The 15608-nt window shown below is 52.1% G+C and carries 14 protein-coding genes; 12 read left to right on the forward strand and 2 right to left on the reverse strand.

Features of this window, described 5'->3' with window-relative positions; genetic code table 11:
• Positions 1–6: 6 nt before the first annotated feature.
• From flgI to flgL, 4 genes are all read left to right on the forward strand, one after another.
• Positions 7–1104, forward strand: coding sequence for a flagellar basal body P-ring protein FlgI (gene flgI / locus RGV86_RS21325; protein ID WP_032225429.1), 1098 nt, complete (start codon positions 7–9; stop codon positions 1102–1104).
• Positions 1104–2045: a flagellar assembly peptidoglycan hydrolase FlgJ gene (flgJ, locus tag RGV86_RS21330; RefSeq protein ID WP_085460618.1), complete on the forward strand. Its 942-nt coding sequence runs from the start codon at positions 1104–1106 to the stop codon at positions 2043–2045. The genes flgI and flgJ overlap by 1 nt, the downstream gene beginning before the upstream one ends.
• A 65-nt stretch (positions 2046–2110) precedes the next feature.
• Positions 2111–3754, forward strand: a complete 1644-nt coding sequence (gene flgK, locus RGV86_RS21335; protein ID WP_085460619.1) for a flagellar hook-associated protein FlgK — start codon at positions 2111–2113, stop codon at positions 3752–3754.
• Between the two features lie 12 nt (positions 3755–3766).
• Positions 3767–4720 carry a flagellar hook-associated protein FlgL gene (gene flgL, locus RGV86_RS21340; RefSeq protein WP_001212795.1) on the forward strand — a complete coding sequence of 318 codons (954 nt, stop codon included), beginning with the start codon at positions 3767–3769 and terminating at the stop codon, positions 4718–4720.
• 195 nt (positions 4721–4915) lie between these two features.
• On the opposite strand, the gene rne is transcribed toward flgL, so the two are convergent.
• Positions 4916–8101, reverse strand: coding sequence for a ribonuclease E (rne, locus tag RGV86_RS21345; protein WP_085460620.1), 3186 nt, complete (start codon positions 8099–8101; stop codon positions 4916–4918).
• 572 nt (positions 8102–8673) lie between these two features.
• Between rne and rluC the strand changes: the two genes are divergently transcribed.
• Positions 8674–9633 (forward strand): 23S rRNA pseudouridine(955/2504/2580) synthase RluC, encoded by a 960-nt coding sequence (gene rluC, locus RGV86_RS21350; protein ID WP_065226606.1) that lies wholly within the window; start codon positions 8674–8676, stop codon positions 9631–9633.
• 100 nt (positions 9634–9733) lie between these two features.
• Here rluC and yceF read toward each other — a convergent pair whose 3' ends face one another.
• Entirely contained in the window at positions 9734–10318 is a 585-nt protein-coding gene (gene yceF / locus RGV86_RS21355) for a 7-methyl-GTP pyrophosphatase (RefSeq protein WP_010345602.1), read from the reverse strand.
• Between the two features lie 198 nt (positions 10319–10516).
• Between yceF and yceD the strand changes: the two genes are divergently transcribed.
• The 7 genes from yceD to acpP all read left to right on the forward strand — a co-directional run bounded on the left by yceD (position 10517) and on the right by acpP (position 15574).
• Complete coding sequence (gene yceD / locus RGV86_RS21360) at positions 10517–11038, forward strand: 23S rRNA accumulation protein YceD (RefSeq protein ID WP_001174481.1); 522 nt, start codon at positions 10517–10519, stop codon at positions 11036–11038.
• Between the two features lie 51 nt (positions 11039–11089).
• The gene (rpmF, locus tag RGV86_RS21365) at positions 11090–11263 is read left to right on the forward strand and encodes a 50S ribosomal protein L32 (protein WP_000290727.1); all 174 of its coding nucleotides are present in this window, start codon (positions 11090–11092) and stop codon (positions 11261–11263) included.
• An 80-nt stretch (positions 11264–11343) separates the two neighbouring features.
• Positions 11344–12414 carry a phosphate acyltransferase PlsX gene (gene plsX / locus RGV86_RS21370; protein WP_085460621.1) on the forward strand — a complete coding sequence of 357 codons (1071 nt, stop codon included), beginning with the start codon at positions 11344–11346 and terminating at the stop codon, positions 12412–12414.
• 67 nt (positions 12415–12481) lie between these two features.
• Entirely contained in the window at positions 12482–13435 is a 954-nt protein-coding gene (fabH, locus tag RGV86_RS21375) for a beta-ketoacyl-ACP synthase III (RefSeq protein WP_000288127.1), read from the forward strand.
• Between the two features lie 15 nt (positions 13436–13450).
• Positions 13451–14380 (forward strand): ACP S-malonyltransferase, encoded by a 930-nt coding sequence (gene fabD, locus RGV86_RS21380; protein WP_000191375.1) that lies wholly within the window; start codon positions 13451–13453, stop codon positions 14378–14380.
• Positions 14381–14392: 12 nt separating this feature from the next.
• Positions 14393–15127 carry a 3-oxoacyl-ACP reductase FabG gene (gene fabG, locus RGV86_RS21385; protein ID WP_001008544.1) on the forward strand — a complete coding sequence of 245 codons (735 nt, stop codon included), beginning with the start codon at positions 14393–14395 and terminating at the stop codon, positions 15125–15127.
• Positions 15128–15337: 210 nt separating this feature from the next.
• Positions 15338–15574 (forward strand): acyl carrier protein, encoded by a 237-nt coding sequence (gene acpP / locus RGV86_RS21390; protein ID WP_000103754.1) that lies wholly within the window; start codon positions 15338–15340, stop codon positions 15572–15574.
• The last annotated feature ends 34 nt before the right edge of the window (positions 15575–15608 follow it).

A 15608-nucleotide genomic window follows, 5' to 3' on the forward strand; every position in this document is an offset into this window, starting at 1 on the left:
GCTGTAGTGATTAAATTTCTCTCTGCGTTCATTCTTTTGCTGGTTGCGACGGTGGCGCAGGCCGACCGTATTCGCGATCTCACCAGCGTTCAGGGCGTACGGCAAAACTCGCTGATCGGTTATGGGCTGGTCGTTGGCCTGGATGGTACAGGCGACCAGACGACCCAGACGCCGTTTACCACTCAAACGCTTAATAACATGCTCTCGCAGTTGGGAATTACCGTTCCGACTGGCACCAATATGCAACTCAAAAACGTGGCTGCGGTAATGGTGACGGCGTCGCTTCCGCCATTTGGTCGCCAGGGGCAAACCATCGACGTGGTGGTTTCTTCTATGGGGAACGCCAAAAGTCTGCGTGGCGGCACGTTGTTGATGACACCGCTTAAGGGCGTTGATAGCCAGGTGTATGCGCTGGCGCAGGGCAACATTCTGGTTGGCGGTGCGGGCGCATCGGCGGGAGGCAGCAGTGTCCAGGTTAACCAACTGAACGGCGGACGGATCACTAATGGTGCGATTATTGAGCGCGAATTGCCCAGCCAGTTTGGCGCTGGCAATACCCTCAATTTGCAGCTAAATGAGGAAGATTTCACCATGGCGCAGGAAATTGCCGATACCATCAACCGCACACGTGGATACGGTAACGCGACGGCGTTAGATGCGCGGACTATTCAGGTACGCGTGCCGAGTGGCAACAGTTCCCAGGTGCGTTTCCTTGCTGATATCCAGAATATGCAGGTTAATGTCACCCCGCAGGACGCCAAAGTGATTATTAACTCGCGTACTGGTTCAGTGGTGATGAACCGTGAAGTGACGCTGGACAGTTGCGCGGTAGCACAGGGGAATCTCTCGGTTACGGTAAATCGTCAGGTTAACGTGAGCCAACCAGACACACCGTTTGGTGGCGGGCAGACCGTTGTCACGCCACAAACCCAGATCGACTTACGCCAGAGCGGCGGTTCGCTGCAAAGCGTACGTTCTAGTGCCAGCCTCAATAACGTGGTGCGCGCGCTCAATGCGCTGGGCGCTACGCCGATGGATCTGATGTCCATACTGCAATCAATGCAAAGCGCGGGATGTCTGCGGGCAAAACTGGAAATCATCTGATGATTAGCGACAGCAAACTACTGGCAAGTGCCGCCTGGGATGCGCAATCGCTTAACGATCTGAAAGCGAAAGCGGGCGAAGATCCGGCGGCAAATATTCGTCCGGTTGCCCGCCAGGTGGAAGGGATGTTCGTGCAGATGATGCTGAAAAGTATGCGTGAAGCCCTACCGAAAGATGGCCTGTTCAGTAGTGAGCACACTCGCCTCTACACCAGTATGTATGACCAGCAGATTGCCCAACAGATGACGGCGGGCAAAGGTCTGGGACTGGCGGAGATGATGGTAAAACAGATGACGCCAGAACAACCACTGCCAGATGAAGCGACGCCAACGGCACCGATGAAATTCCCGCTCGAAACCGTGGTGCGTTATCAAAATCAGACACTCACGCAGCTTGTGCAAAAAGCCGTGCCACGTAACTACGATGATTCGCTGCCAGGTGACAGTAAAGCATTCCTCGCCCAACTCTCATTGCCCGCCCAACTGGCAAGCCAGCAAAGCGGTGTGCCACATCATCTGATCCTCGCCCAGGCCGCGCTGGAATCAGGCTGGGGTCAACGGCAAATTCGTCGTGAAAATGGTGAACCAAGCTATAACCTGTTTGGCGTCAAAGCCTCTGCCAACTGGAAAGGGGCGGTGACTGAAATTACCACTACCGAATATGAAAACGGCGAAGCGAGGAAAGTGAAGGCGAAGTTTCGGGTCTACAGCTCTTATCTTGAAGCATTGTCGGATTATGTAGGACTGTTAACGCGTAATCCGCGTTACGCTGCCGTGACGACCGCCACAAGCGCCGAGCAGGGCGCGCAGGCATTACAGGACGCGGGCTATGCTACCGATCCTCATTATGCCCGCAAACTCACCAATATGATTCAACAGATGAAATCGGTAAGCGACAAGGTGAGTAAGACCTACAACATCAGTATCGATAATCTGTTCTGAACAACTCAAGTCCGGCGGGTCGCTGCCGATAATGCTCTGTAATTGAAAGCTTATAAGGAACCTCCATGTCCAGCTTGATCAATAACGCCATGAGCGGACTTAACGCGGCTCAGGCGGCGTTAAATACGGCGAGTAATAATATTTCCAGCTATAACGTTGCCGGATATACTCGTCAAACGACCATTATGGCGCAGGCCAATAGCACTCTGGGGGCAGGCGGCTGGGTTGGCAATGGCGTCTACGTTTCCGGCGTACAGCGTGAGTACGACGCCTTTATTACCAACCAGTTACGTGCGGCGCAGACCCAGAGTAGCGGCCTGACTTCCCGCTATGAGCAGATGTCGAAAATCGACAATATGCTCTCTGGCAGCACCACGTCGCTGGCAACACAGATGCAGGACTTCTTCACCAGTCTGCAAACGCTGGTCAGCAACGCGGAAGATCCAGCAGCACGTCAGGCGCTGATTGGTAAATCAGAAGGGCTGGTGAATCAGTTTAAAACCACCGATCAGTATCTGCGCGACCAGGATAAACAGGTCAATATTGCGATAGGTGCCAGCGTTGACCAGATCAACAATTTCGCTAAACAAATCGCCAGCCTTAACGATCAAATTTCACGCCTGACAGGTGTGGGGGCAGGGGCGTCACCCAACAATCTCCTGGATCAACGCGATCAACTGGTGAGTGAATTAAACCAGATTGTTGGTGTAGAAGTCAGCGTTCAGGATGGCGGCACTTATAACATCACGATGGCCAATGGTTACTCGCTGGTACAAGGTAGTACGGCGCGCCAGCTGGCGGCAGTACCGTCCAGCGCCGATCCTTCTCGTACCACTGTCGCTTATGTTGATGGGACAGCAGGCAATATTGAGATCCCGGAGAAGTTGCTGAATACCGGGTCGCTGGGCGGCATTCTGACATTCCGTTCTCAGGATCTTGACCAGACGCGCAATACGCTCGGGCAACTGGCGCTGGCATTTGCCGAGGCTTTCAATACCCAACATAACAAGGGATTTGATGCCAATGGTAAGGAAGGGCAGGATTTCTTTGCCATCGGTAAGCCGGCTGTACTGGAGAATACTAAAAACCAGGGTAACAGCGCGATTAGCGCCACAGTGACCGATGGCTCTGCCGTGCTGGCGACAGATTACAAAATCTCCTTTAGCAACGATCAGTGGCAGGTCACCCGCCTTGCCAGCAATACCACTTTTCCGGTGACGCCGGATGCTGACGGTAAAGTCACGTTTGATGGTCTGGAGTTGACGTTTACTGGCACACCAGTCGCTAACGACAGCTTTACGCTGAAACCGGTAAGCGATGCCATCGTCAATATGGACGTTTTAATCACCGACGAAGCAGAAATCGCCATGGCGAGTGATAAAACGGCTGGTGAGAGCGACAACCGCAATGGTCAGGCGCTGCTGGATTTGCAAAGCAACGGTAAAACGGTGGGCGGGGCGAAATCCTTTAACGACGCCTATGCCTCGTTGGTCAGCGACATCGGTAATAAAACCGCTACGTTGAAAACCAGCAGTACCACGCAAGGTAATGTGGTAACGCAACTTTCTAATCAGCAGCAATCTATTTCCGGCGTCAACCTCGACGAAGAGTACGGCAACCTGCAACGCTTTCAGCAGTATTACCTGGCGAATGCGCAGGTTTTGCAGACGGCGAACGCCATTTTTGATGCGCTGATTAACATTCGCTAAGGGAGAGAAAAAATGCGTTTCAGTACTCAAATGATGTACCAGCAGAACATGCGCGGTATCACCAGTTCTCAGGCAGAATGGATGAAGTACGGCGAACAGATGTCGACGGGTAAGCGAGTCGTTAACCCTTCAGATGATCCCATTGCTGCATCACAAGCCGTAGTGCTCTCACAAGCGCAGGCGCAAAACAGCCAGTACACGCTGGCGCGTACTTTCGCGACTCAAAAAGTGTCACTGGAAGAGAGTGTGCTTAGCCAGGTGACCACTGCTATCCAGAATGCTCAGGAGAAAATTGTCTATGCCAGCAACGGCACCTTGAGTGACGATGACCGGGCATCGCTGGCAACGGATATTCAGGGGCTCCGTGACCAGTTGTTGAATCTGGCGAATACCACTGACGGTAACGGGCGCTACATTTTTGCGGGTTATAAAACAGAAACCGCGCCGTTTAGCGAAGAGAAAGGTAAATATGTCGGCGGAACAGAAAGTATTAAGCAACAGGTCGATGCTTCGCGTTCGATGGTGATAGGGCATACCGGCGACAAAATTTTTAATAGCATTACCAGTAATGCTGTAGCGGAACCAGACGGTAGCGATTCTGAAACCAATCTTTTTGCCATGCTGGATAGCGCCATTGCGGCGCTTAAAACACCGGTTGCGGATAGTGAAGCGGATCAAGAAACCTCCGCTGCGGCGTTAGATAAAACCAACCGTGGCCTGAAAAACTCGCTGAATAATGTGCTCACCGTACGCGCGGAATTAGGTACGCAGCTGAACGAGCTGGAGTCGCTGGATTCTTTAGGTAGCGATCGCGCTCTGGGCCAAACGCAGCAGATGAGTGATTTGGTTGATGTGGACTGGAATGCGACTATTTCATCTTACATCATGCAGCAAACGGCGTTGCAGGCGTCGTACAAAGCGTTTACTGATATGCAGGGGTTATCGCTTTTCCAGCTCAACAAATAAGCACTTTTTCAAACATATCATGAAACTGGGTATGTTTTGTCTGCCTGCTCTGGGATCGCCGGGGCGGGCATTTTTTTTGCCTGATTTGAGTAGTTGGCTAGCAAGAATGCCATTTGATGAATTTGAATATGTTGATTCAAAGATGAAATAAAAAGCCCCGGCGGTTGCCAGGGCTTGATTACTTTGAGCTAATGATTACTCAACAGGTTGCGGACGTGCAGGAGCGGCAGAGGCATGATGCGTTGCCGTATGACCACCTGCGGCACCTTTACCTTCGAAGGCAAAAGTAGGGCGCTGCCAGTCACTGTGACGCGGTGCTTCCGGAACATATTCCGGTGCCGGAGCGCGTGTCATCGGTGCGGTAGCGTGGTTATGCTCAACGGTAATCTCAGGTTCAACAGCGGCTACCGTTTCAACTTCTGCTGCGACTTCAGCGACCACAGGTGCGGCAGGTTGAGCGACAACTTCAGGTTCGGCAACTACAACCTCGGCAGTTTCGGCAACTTCTTCAATATCTGCCGTCTCTTCCTGCGGTTCAACTACCGGTTCCGCGTGTTCTGCAACGTCCTGCGCTACAGCAACATCAGCCTCGGCAATCACCTGTGGCTGTTCAGTTACCGCTGCGGCAATCACTTCAGGATGCGTCGTTTCAACCACTTCCGGTTGCGCTTGTGCAACCGGAACCGGTGCTTCTATAGTTTCGGTCACTTCTTCAATAACCGGCGCGGCAACGACAGGTTCGACAGCGGCGGCGACAGGGACTTCTGTCACCATCGGCTGCATCTGTACTTCTTCCTGTTCGCGTTGCTCTTCAACCTGTACATCTTGCGGACGTACAACCGGATAGCGGATCCAGACTTTGCCAGAGGCCAGTTCCGGAGACGCACACGCTACGGTTAACGGCATTGGTGACTGAACCGGATAACGCTCGTCACGATAGCGACGACGACGCTGACCACTCACGCGCAGATGGCGAGGCGAGCGACGAGAACGACGCGGCATACCGCCGTTGTCACGGTTATCGACATTGTTCTCTTCTTGTTGTTCCGGCGCAGTTTGTGCAACGACTGGCAATGGTACTTTCACCAGTTCAGTACGTTGGGCAGACGCTTCCTGCATAACAGGTTCGGCGGCGACGGTTTCTTCAACCACCGGAGCGGCTACCACTTCTTCCGCAACGCTTTGCTCGTAACGCACTTTTTGATTTAGCTGGCGCTGTTTACGACGCGGTTGAACCGGACGTACACGCTCCTCCTGTTCAGTTTCCTGAACAGATTGCTCCTCAACATTCAGTGCCTTCGCTTCTTGTTGTACCTGACGTTTATCATCGTTGCGGCGACGACTACGCTCACGACGCGGTGTTTGCTGCTCGTCGGTGGTACGCGCTTTTTCTGTTACATCAGCCTGCTGACGGCTCTCACGCGTCTCGGCAGTTTGCTGCTGTGACTGGCGACGATTACGACGGTTTTCTTCGCGATTATCGCTACCCTCTGTACGTTCGCTACGCGTGTCGCGGCGTTCATTACGGTCACGGCGATTGTTCTGACGAGGCTTACGGCGATCCTGTTGACGTTCCGGTTTCGTTTCTGCTTTTGGTGCAGGTTGCTCGGTTGGTTTGGTTTCTTCACCACCGCTGAACAGCGATTTCAGGGCGCTGAAGAGACGGCTTAACAGGCCTGGTTGTGCAGGAGCAGCAGGTGTTGTCGGCGCGGCTTTAGGCGCTGTGGCTGCCGCAGGCGTTACAGGTTCTGCCGGGGCTGGAGCTGGTGGCACATCCGGCATGGCAAAAGTCGCCAGTGCAGGTTGTTCCGGACGTTTACGCTCCGCAAACTCTTCTTCTGACGGCAGCGCCATTGCTTCTTCATGCAGCTTCGGCAGCATGTAGCTTAAGGTCGGCGTCTCTTCCCCTTTACGCACGCGCAGTACGTGGTAGTGCGGGGTTTCCATCTGATCGTTTGGTACAATCACACAGCGCACGCCGTCCTGACGGGTTTCAATTGCATTTACCGCAGAACGTTTTTCGTTCAGCAGGTAAGAGGCAATAGGGACAGGAACAATGGCGTGGACTTCCTGGGTGTTCTCTTTCAGGGCTTCTTCTTCAATCAAACGCAGAATAGAGAGCGACAGGGATTCATTATCACGCACGGTGCCAGTACCGGAGCAACGCGGGCAGACGTGATGGCTGGATTCACCCAGCGATGGGCTCAGGCGCTGACGGGACATCTCGAGCAGGCCAAAGCGAGAAATATGGCTGATTTGAATACGCGCACGATCCTGACGTACCGCTTCACGCAGACGGTTTTCCACCGCGCGCTGATGGCGTACAGGCGTCATGTCGATGAAGTCGATAACAATCAGACCGCCGAGGTCACGCAGGCGTAGCTGACGAGCAATCTCATCGGCTGCTTCCAGGTTAGTGTTAAATGCAGTTTCTTCGATATCGCCGCCGCGAGTTGCACGCGCGGAGTTGATGTCGATGGCGGTTAACGCTTCGGTGCTGTCGATAACAATGGAGCCACCAGACGGCAGACGGACTTCACGCTGGAAGGCGGACTCGATCTGCGATTCGATCTGGTAGTGGCTGAACAGGGGAATTTCACCCGTGTACAGTTTGATTTTGCTGCTGAAATCCGGGCGACCCAACGCGGCGATATGCTGACGCGCCAGTTCGAGTACTTTCGGATTATCGATAAGGATTTCGCCGATGTCCTGGCGTAAGTAATCGCGGAATGCACGAACGATAACATTGCTCTCCTGATGGATCAGGAACGGAGCAGGGCGGCTTTCAGCGGCTTTTTTGATGGCTTCCCAGTGTTTCAGGCGGAAGCTTAAATCCCATTGCAGCGCCTCAGCAGATTTGCCGACGCCAGCGGTGCGCACGATAAGCCCCATGCCTTCCGGCAGTTCAAGGCTCGCCAGTGCTTCTTTTAATTCGGTACGGTCGTCGCCTTCGATACGGCGAGAAATGCCACCCGCGCGCGGGTTGTTCGGCATCAGAACCAGATAGCTACCCGCCAGACTGATAAAAGTGGTTAATGCCGCGCCTTTGTTGCCGCGCTCTTCTTTATCGATCTGAACAATAACTTCCTGACCTTCGCGCAACACATCTTTAATGTTAGGACGGCCATGAGCACTGTAGTTAGCAGGGAAATATTCGCGGGCAATTTCTTTTAGTGGGAGGAAACCGTGACGTTCAGCGCCGTAATCAACAAAAGCAGCTTCCAGACTCGGTTCAATGCGGGTGATTTTACCTTTGTAGATGTTCGCCTTTTTCTGTTCATGCCCTGGACTTTCGATATCCAGATCATACAGACGCTGCCCATCTACAAGGGCAACGCGCAACTCTTCCTGCTGAGTTGCGTTGATTAACATTCTTTTCATCGTAACTTACTCATTATTCTTACATTGACGACTAAGCTGCGGGCAAAGTAACGCCTTTCCGGGTGTGAACCGATGGCCTCGTGTCTAGTCGCGTCGCCAACCTCACGGTTATCGTCAGCTCAAAGAGGCGCAGAGTGTCGGTTGCCCGTTTTTCATGCGGAAAAACAGCGCAATTATCAGAGAAACAGACTGGGTATTACTCTCCAGAAATATTTCCATCTACCGGTAAGGACTGCAACCCGCAGCCCGCTAACTGCCTGAAAGATCAATACGTCTTACGCCATTGCTGCGTTGATGATCGGTCGGGCAAAATGGGGTATTCCGTAAAATTTCTTGTTTTAACAAGGTTGGACACGGAAACGTTCTCATTATTCCACTGCAAGCCTTGTTATAGCAAGATGACTTTTACCATTTATCACCCACTTACTCACAGTTTTTTCACTTCTTACTGGCGATTGGTTTAATAACCATCAATTAAGTGATTGCACTGGGAAGTAATAAGGTGCAGAACTAAATATAAGCATAGAAAAATGAGTGGCGCGAATCCTGTTGGCTATTTAGAATCGCCCACCATGAAAACAGAGACTCCATCCGTAAAAATCGTTGCTATTACCGCTGATGAAGCGGGGCAACGTATCGACAACTTTTTGCGCACCCAATTGAAAGGCGTACCAAAAAGTATGATTTACCGTATTTTGCGTAAAGGCGAAGTGCGGGTGAACAAAAAACGTATTAAGCCTGAATATAAACTCGAAGCCGGTGATGAAGTGCGTATTCCGCCGGTTCGCGTTGCTGAACGGGAAGAAGAGGCCGTTTCGCCGCATCTGCAAAAAGTGGCGGCGCTGGCGGACGTCATCTTATATGAAGATGATCATATCCTGGTGCTGAATAAACCCTCAGGTACGGCGGTGCATGGCGGCAGTGGTTTAAGTTTCGGCGTTATTGAAGGGCTGAGGGCGTTGCGCCCGGAAGCGCGATTCCTTGAACTGGTGCATCGACTCGACCGGGACACTTCAGGTGTATTGCTGGTAGCGAAAAAACGTTCGGCGTTACGTTCTCTGCATGAGCAATTACGTGAAAAAGGGATGCAAAAAGATTATCTGGCGCTGGTGCGCGGTCAGTGGCAGTCACACGTGAAGAGTGTCCAGGCTCCGCTGCTGAAGAATATTCTGCAAAGCGGTGAACGTATCGTGCGTGTCAGTCAGGAAGGCAAACCGTCGGAAACACGCTTTAAAGTGGAAGAACGCTATGCGTTTGCCACGCTGGTTCGTTGCAGTCCGGTTACCGGACGTACGCACCAGATCCGTGTGCATACTCAATACGCTGGTCATCCGATTGCGTTTGACGATCGCTACGGTGACCGTGAATTTGACAGACAGCTCACTGAAGCAGGCACGGGATTAAATCGTCTGTTCCTGCACGCCGCAGCGTTGAAGTTTACCCATCCGGGGACCGGTGAGGTGATGCGTATCGAAGCGCCGATGGATGAAGGTTTGAAGCGGTGTTTGCAAAAGCTGCGTAACGCGCACTGATACAAGCATATAAGCCTGATAATGGGCGGTAGGCCTGATACTGCATCAGGCTGCCAGAACCGATTGCCGGATGCGACGTAACCGCATCCGGCGCAAACAACTACCCCATCAGTGGGTTTTTCCCTTCCCGACGTAACATCTGACACAGCGCGATTAGCGGTAAACCAACCAGCGTGTTAGGGTCACGCCCCTCTAAACGCTCAAACAGCGTAATGCCAAATCCTTCACTCTTAAAGCTACCCGCGCAGTGCAGGGGATGCTCCTTACGCACGTAATTATCAATCTCCGCCTCGCTCAGGTGACGGAAATGGACGTCAAAAGGCTCCACTTCTGTTTGCAGATGCCCATTCGCCGAATTAAACAACGCCAGTCCAGTATAGAAGGTGACGATATTGCCGCTGGCTTTGCGTAATTGCAGACGCGCATTTTCTTCCGTTAACGGTTTACCGGTGATTTCCCCATCAAGAACACACACCTGGTCTGAACCAATAATTAAATGAGAGGGATAACGTGACGCTAAGGATTGCGCTTTTTCTTGCGCCAGCCGGAGCACCAGCTGGCGCGGTGATTCATCGCTATGCGGGGTTTCGTCGACCTCCGGGGCGGCACATTCGAAAGAGATTTGTAGTTTTTCAAGTAGGGCGCGGCGCCAGGGCGAAGTGGAGGCTAAAATAAGTTTAGACATATTTTTTTCCATCAGATATAGCGTATTGATGATAGCCATTTTAAACTATGCGCTTCGTTTTGCAGGTTGATGTTCGTTATCAGCACTGAACGAAAATAAAGCAGTAACCCGCAATGTGTGCGAATTATTGGCAAAAGGCAACCACAGGCTGCCTTTTTCTTTGACTCTATGACGTTACAAAGTTAATATGCGCGCCCTATGCAAAAGGTAAAATTACCCCTGACTCTCGATCCGGTTCGTACGGCTCAAAAACGCCTTGATTACCAGGGTATCTATACTCCTGATCAGGTTGAGCGCGTCGCCGAATCCGTAGTCAGTGTGGACAGTGATGTGGAATGCTCCATGTCGTTCGCTATCGATAACCAACGTCTCGCAGTGTTAAACGGCGATGCGAAGGTGACGGTAACGCTCGAGTGTCAGCGTTGCGGGAAGCCGTTTACTCATCAGGTCTACACAACGTACTGTTTTAGTCCTGTGCGTTCAGACGAACAGGCTGAAGCACTGCCGGAAGCGTATGAACCGATTGAGGTTAACGAATTCGGTGAAATCGATCTGCTTGCAATGGTTGAAGATGAAATCATCCTCGCCTTGCCGGTAGTTCCGGTGCATGATTCTGAACACTGTGAAGTGTCCGAAGCGGACATGGTCTTTGGTGAACTGCCTGAAGAAGCGCAAAAGCCAAACCCATTTGCCGTATTAGCCAGCTTAAAGCGTAAGTAATTGGTGCTCCCCGTTGGATCGGGGATAAACCGTAATTGAGGAGTAAGGTCCATGGCCGTACAACAGAATAAACCAACCCGTTCCAAACGTGGCATGCGTCGTTCCCATGACGCGCTGACCGCAGTCACCAGCCTGTCTGTAGACAAAACTTCTGGTGAAAAACACCTGCGTCACCACATCACTGCCGACGGTTACTACCGTGGCCGCAAGGTCATCGCTAAGTAATCACGCATCTGCGTGATGAAGCTTAGTGAGGATTTTCCCCAGGCAACTGGGGAAAGACCAAACCGGGCGGCGACGATACCTTGACACGTCTAACCCTGGCGTTAGATGTCATGGGGGGCGATTTTGGCCCTTCTGTGACAGTGCCTGCAGCTTTGCAGGCACTGAACTCTAATTCGCAACTCACTCTTCTTTTAGTCGGTAATCCCGACGCCATCACGCCATTACTTGCTAAAGCTGACTTCGAACAACGTTCTCGTTTGCAGATTATTCCTGCGCAGTCAGTTATCGCCAGTGATGCCCGGCCTTCGCAAGCTATCCGCGCCAGTCGCGGTAGCTCAATGCGCGTGGCGCTGGAACTGGTGAAAGAAGGTCGAGCGCAAGCCTGTGTCAGTGCTGGCAATACCGGGGCGCTGATGGGGCTGGCTAAATTATTACTCAAGCCCCTGGAGGGGATTGAGCGCCCGGCGTTGGTGACGGTGTTACCGCATCAACAAAAGGGCAAAACGGTGGTTCTCGATTTAGGAGCCAACGTCGATTGTGACAGCACAATGTTGGTGCAATTTGCCATTATGGGCTCAGTTTTGGCTGAAGAGGTGGTGGGAATTCCCAATCCTCGCGTGGCGTTGCTCAATATTGGTGAAGAAGAAGTAAAGGGTCTCGACAGTATTCGGGATGCCTCAGCGGTGCTTAAAACAATCCCTTCTATCAACTATATCGGCTATCTTGAAGCCAATGAGTTATTAACTGGCAAGACAGATGTGCTGGTCTGTGACGGCTTTACAGGAAATGTCACATTAAAGACGATGGAAGGTGTTGTCAGGATGTTCCTTTCTCTGCTGAAATCTCAGGGAGAAGGGAAAAAACGGTCGTGGTGGCTACTGTTATTAAAGCGTTGGCTACAAAAGAGCCTGACGAGGCGATTCAGTCACCTCAACCCCGACCAGTATAACGGCGCCTGTCTGTTAGGATTGCGCGGCACGGTGATAAAAAGTCATGGTGCAGCCAATCAGCGAGCTTTTGCGGTCGCGATTGAACAGGCAGTGCAGGCGGTGCAGCGACAAGTTCCTCAGCGAATTGCCGCTCGCCTGGAATCTGTATACCCAGCTGGTTTTGAGCTGTTGGACGGTGGCAAAAGCGGATCTCTGCGGTAGCAGGACGCTGCCAGCGAACTCGCAGTTTGCAAGTGACGGTATATAACCGAAAAGTGACTGAGCGTACATGTATACGAAGATTATTGGTACTGGCAGCTATCTGCCCGAACAAGTGCGGACAAACGCCGATCTGGAAAAAATGGTGGATACCTCTGACGAGTGGATTGTCACTCGTACAGGCATCCGCGAACGCCACATTGCCGCGCCAAACGAAACCGTTTCAACCATGGGTTTTGAAGCGGCGACACGCGCAATTGAGATGGCTGGCATCGATAAAGACCAGATTGGGCTGATCGTTGTGGCAACGACTTCTGCTACGCACGCTTTTCCGAGCGCAGCATGTCAGATTCAAAGCATGTTGGGCATTAAAGGTTGCCCGGCGTTTGACGTTGCCGCAGCATGTGCAGGTTTCACCTACGCGTTGAGCGTAGCCGATCAATACGTGAAATCTGGTGCGGTGAAGTATGCTCTGGTTGTCGGTTCCGATGTACTGGCGCGCACCTGCGATCCGACAGATCGCGGGACTATTATTATTTTTGGCGATGGCGCGGGCGCTGCAGTGCTGGCTGCCTCTGAAGAGCCAGGAATTATCTCAACGCATCTTCATGCTGATGGCAGCTATGGTGAATTGCTGACGTTGCCTAATGCCGACCGTGTGAATCCTGAAAATTCAATTCATCTGACCATGGCGGGCAACGAAGTCTTCAAGGTTGCAGTAACCGAGTTGGCGCACATCGTTGATGAGACGCTGGCGGCAAATAATCTTGACCGTTCTCAACTGGACTGGCTGGTTCCGCATCAGGCTAACCTGCGTATTATCAGCGCAACGGCGAAAAAACTCGGCATGTCGATGGACAATGTCGTGGTGACGCTGGATCGCCACGGTAATACTTCTGCCGCTTCTGTCCCGTGCGCGCTGGATGAAGCTGTACGCGACGGGCGCATTAAGCCTGGGCAGTTGGTTCTGCTTGAAGCCTTTGGCGGTGGGTTCACCTGGGGCTCCGCGCTGGTTCGTTTCTAGGATAAGGATTTAAAGATGACGCAATTTGCATTTGTGTTCCCTGGACAGGGCTCTCAAACCGTTGGAATGCTGGCTGATATGGCGGCGAGCTATCCCATTGTCGAAGAAACGTTTGCTGAAGCTTCTGCGGCGCTGGGCTACGACTTGTGGGCACTGACCCAGCAGGGACCTGCCGAAGAATTGAATAAAACCTGGCAAACCCAACCAGCACTGTTGACGGCATCTGTTGCGCTGTACCGTGTGTGGCAGCAGCAGGGCGGTAAAGCACCGGCGATGATGGCCGGTCACAGCCTGGGTGAATACTCCGCGCTGGTTTGCGCTGGTGTGATTGATTTTGCTGATGCGGTGCGTCTGGTTGAGATGCGTGGCAAGTTCATGCAGGAAGCTGTACCGGAAGGGACAGGTGCAATGGCGGCAATTATCGGTCTTGATGATGCGTCTATTGCTAAAGCGTGTGAAGAAGCTGCAGAAGGTCAGGTCGTTTCTCCGGTAAACTTTAACTCTCCGGGGCAGGTCGTTATTGCCGGTCATAAAGAAGCGGTTGAGCGTGCAGGTGCTGCCTGTAAAGCTGCGGGCGCAAAACGTGCGCTGCCGTTGCCTGTAAGCGTACCGTCACACTGTGCGCTGATGAAACCGGCTGCCGATAAATTGGCTGTTGAATTGGCGAAAATCACCTTCAATACCCCAACCGTTCCGGTTGTGAATAACGTTGATGTGAAATGCGAAACTAATGGCGATGCTATCCGTGATGCGCTGGTACGTCAGCTGTATAATCCGGTTCAGTGGACGAAATCTGTTGAATACATGGCAGCGCAAGGCGTTGAACATCTTTATGAAGTCGGCCCGGGCAAAGTGCTTACTGGCCTGACGAAACGCATTGTCGACACCCTGACCGCCTCGGCGCTGAACGAACCTTCAGCGATGGCAGCGGCGCTCGAGCTTTAAAAGAGGAAAAATATGAATTTTGAAGGAAAAATCGCACTGGTAACCGGTGCAAGCCGTGGGATTGGCCGCGCAATTGCTGAAACGCTCGCAGCTCGTGGCGCGAAAGTTATCGGTACTGCGACCAGTGAAAGCGGCGCTCAGGCGATCAGCGATTATTTAGGTGATAACGGTAAAGGTCTGATGTTGAATGTGACCGACCCGGCATCTATCGAATCTGTTCTGGAAAAAATTCGCGCAGAATTTGGTGAAGTCGATATCCTGGTCAATAATGCCGGTATCACTCGTGATAACCTGTTAATGCGAATGAAAGATGATGAGTGGAACGATATTATCGAAACCAACCTTTCATCTGTTTTCCGTCTGTCAAAAGCGGTAATGCGCGCTATGATGAAAAAGCGTCATGGTCGTATTATCACTATCGGTTCTGTGGTTGGTACCATGGGAAATGGCGGTCAGGCCAACTACGCTGCGGCGAAAGCGGGCTTGATCGGCTTCAGTAAATCCCTGGCGCGCGAAGTTGCGTCACGTGGTATTACTGTAAACGTTGTTGCTCCGGGCTTTATTGAAACGGACATGACACGTGCGCTGAGCGATGACCAGCGTGCGGGTATCCTGGCGCAGGTTCCTGCGGGTCGCCTCGGCGGCGCACAGGAAATCGCCAACGCGGTTGCATTCCTGGCATCCGACGAAGCAGCTTACATCACGGGTGAAACTTTGCATGTGAACGGCGGGATGTACATGGTCTGACCGCGATTTGCACAAAATGCTCATGTTGCGCGCAGTCTGCGTGGTTATGAGTAATAATTAGTGCAAAATGATTTGCGTTGTTGGGGGGTATGGCCTCAAAATAACGTAAAATCGTGGTAAGACCTGCCGGGATTTAGTTGCAAATTTTTCAACATTTTATACACTACGAAAACCATCGCGAAAGCGAGTTTTGATAGGAAATTTAAGAGTATGAGCACTATCGAAGAACGCGTTAAGAAAATTATCGGCGAACAGCTGGGCGTTAAGCAGGAAGAAGTTACCAACAATGCTTCTTTCGTTGAAGACCTGGGCGCGGATTCTCTTGACACCGTTGAGCTGGTAATGGCTCTGGAAGAAGAGTTTGATACTGAGATTCCGGACGAAGAAGCTGAGAAAATCACCACCGTTCAGGCTGCCATTGATTACATCAACGGCCACCAGGCGTAAGTGAACATCTCCAGGCGGTCGTTCGACCGCCTGA

The sequence above is a fragment of the Escherichia ruysiae genome, from assembly GCF_031323975.1.
GTDB lineage: Bacteria > Pseudomonadota > Gammaproteobacteria > Enterobacterales > Enterobacteriaceae > Escherichia > Escherichia ruysiae.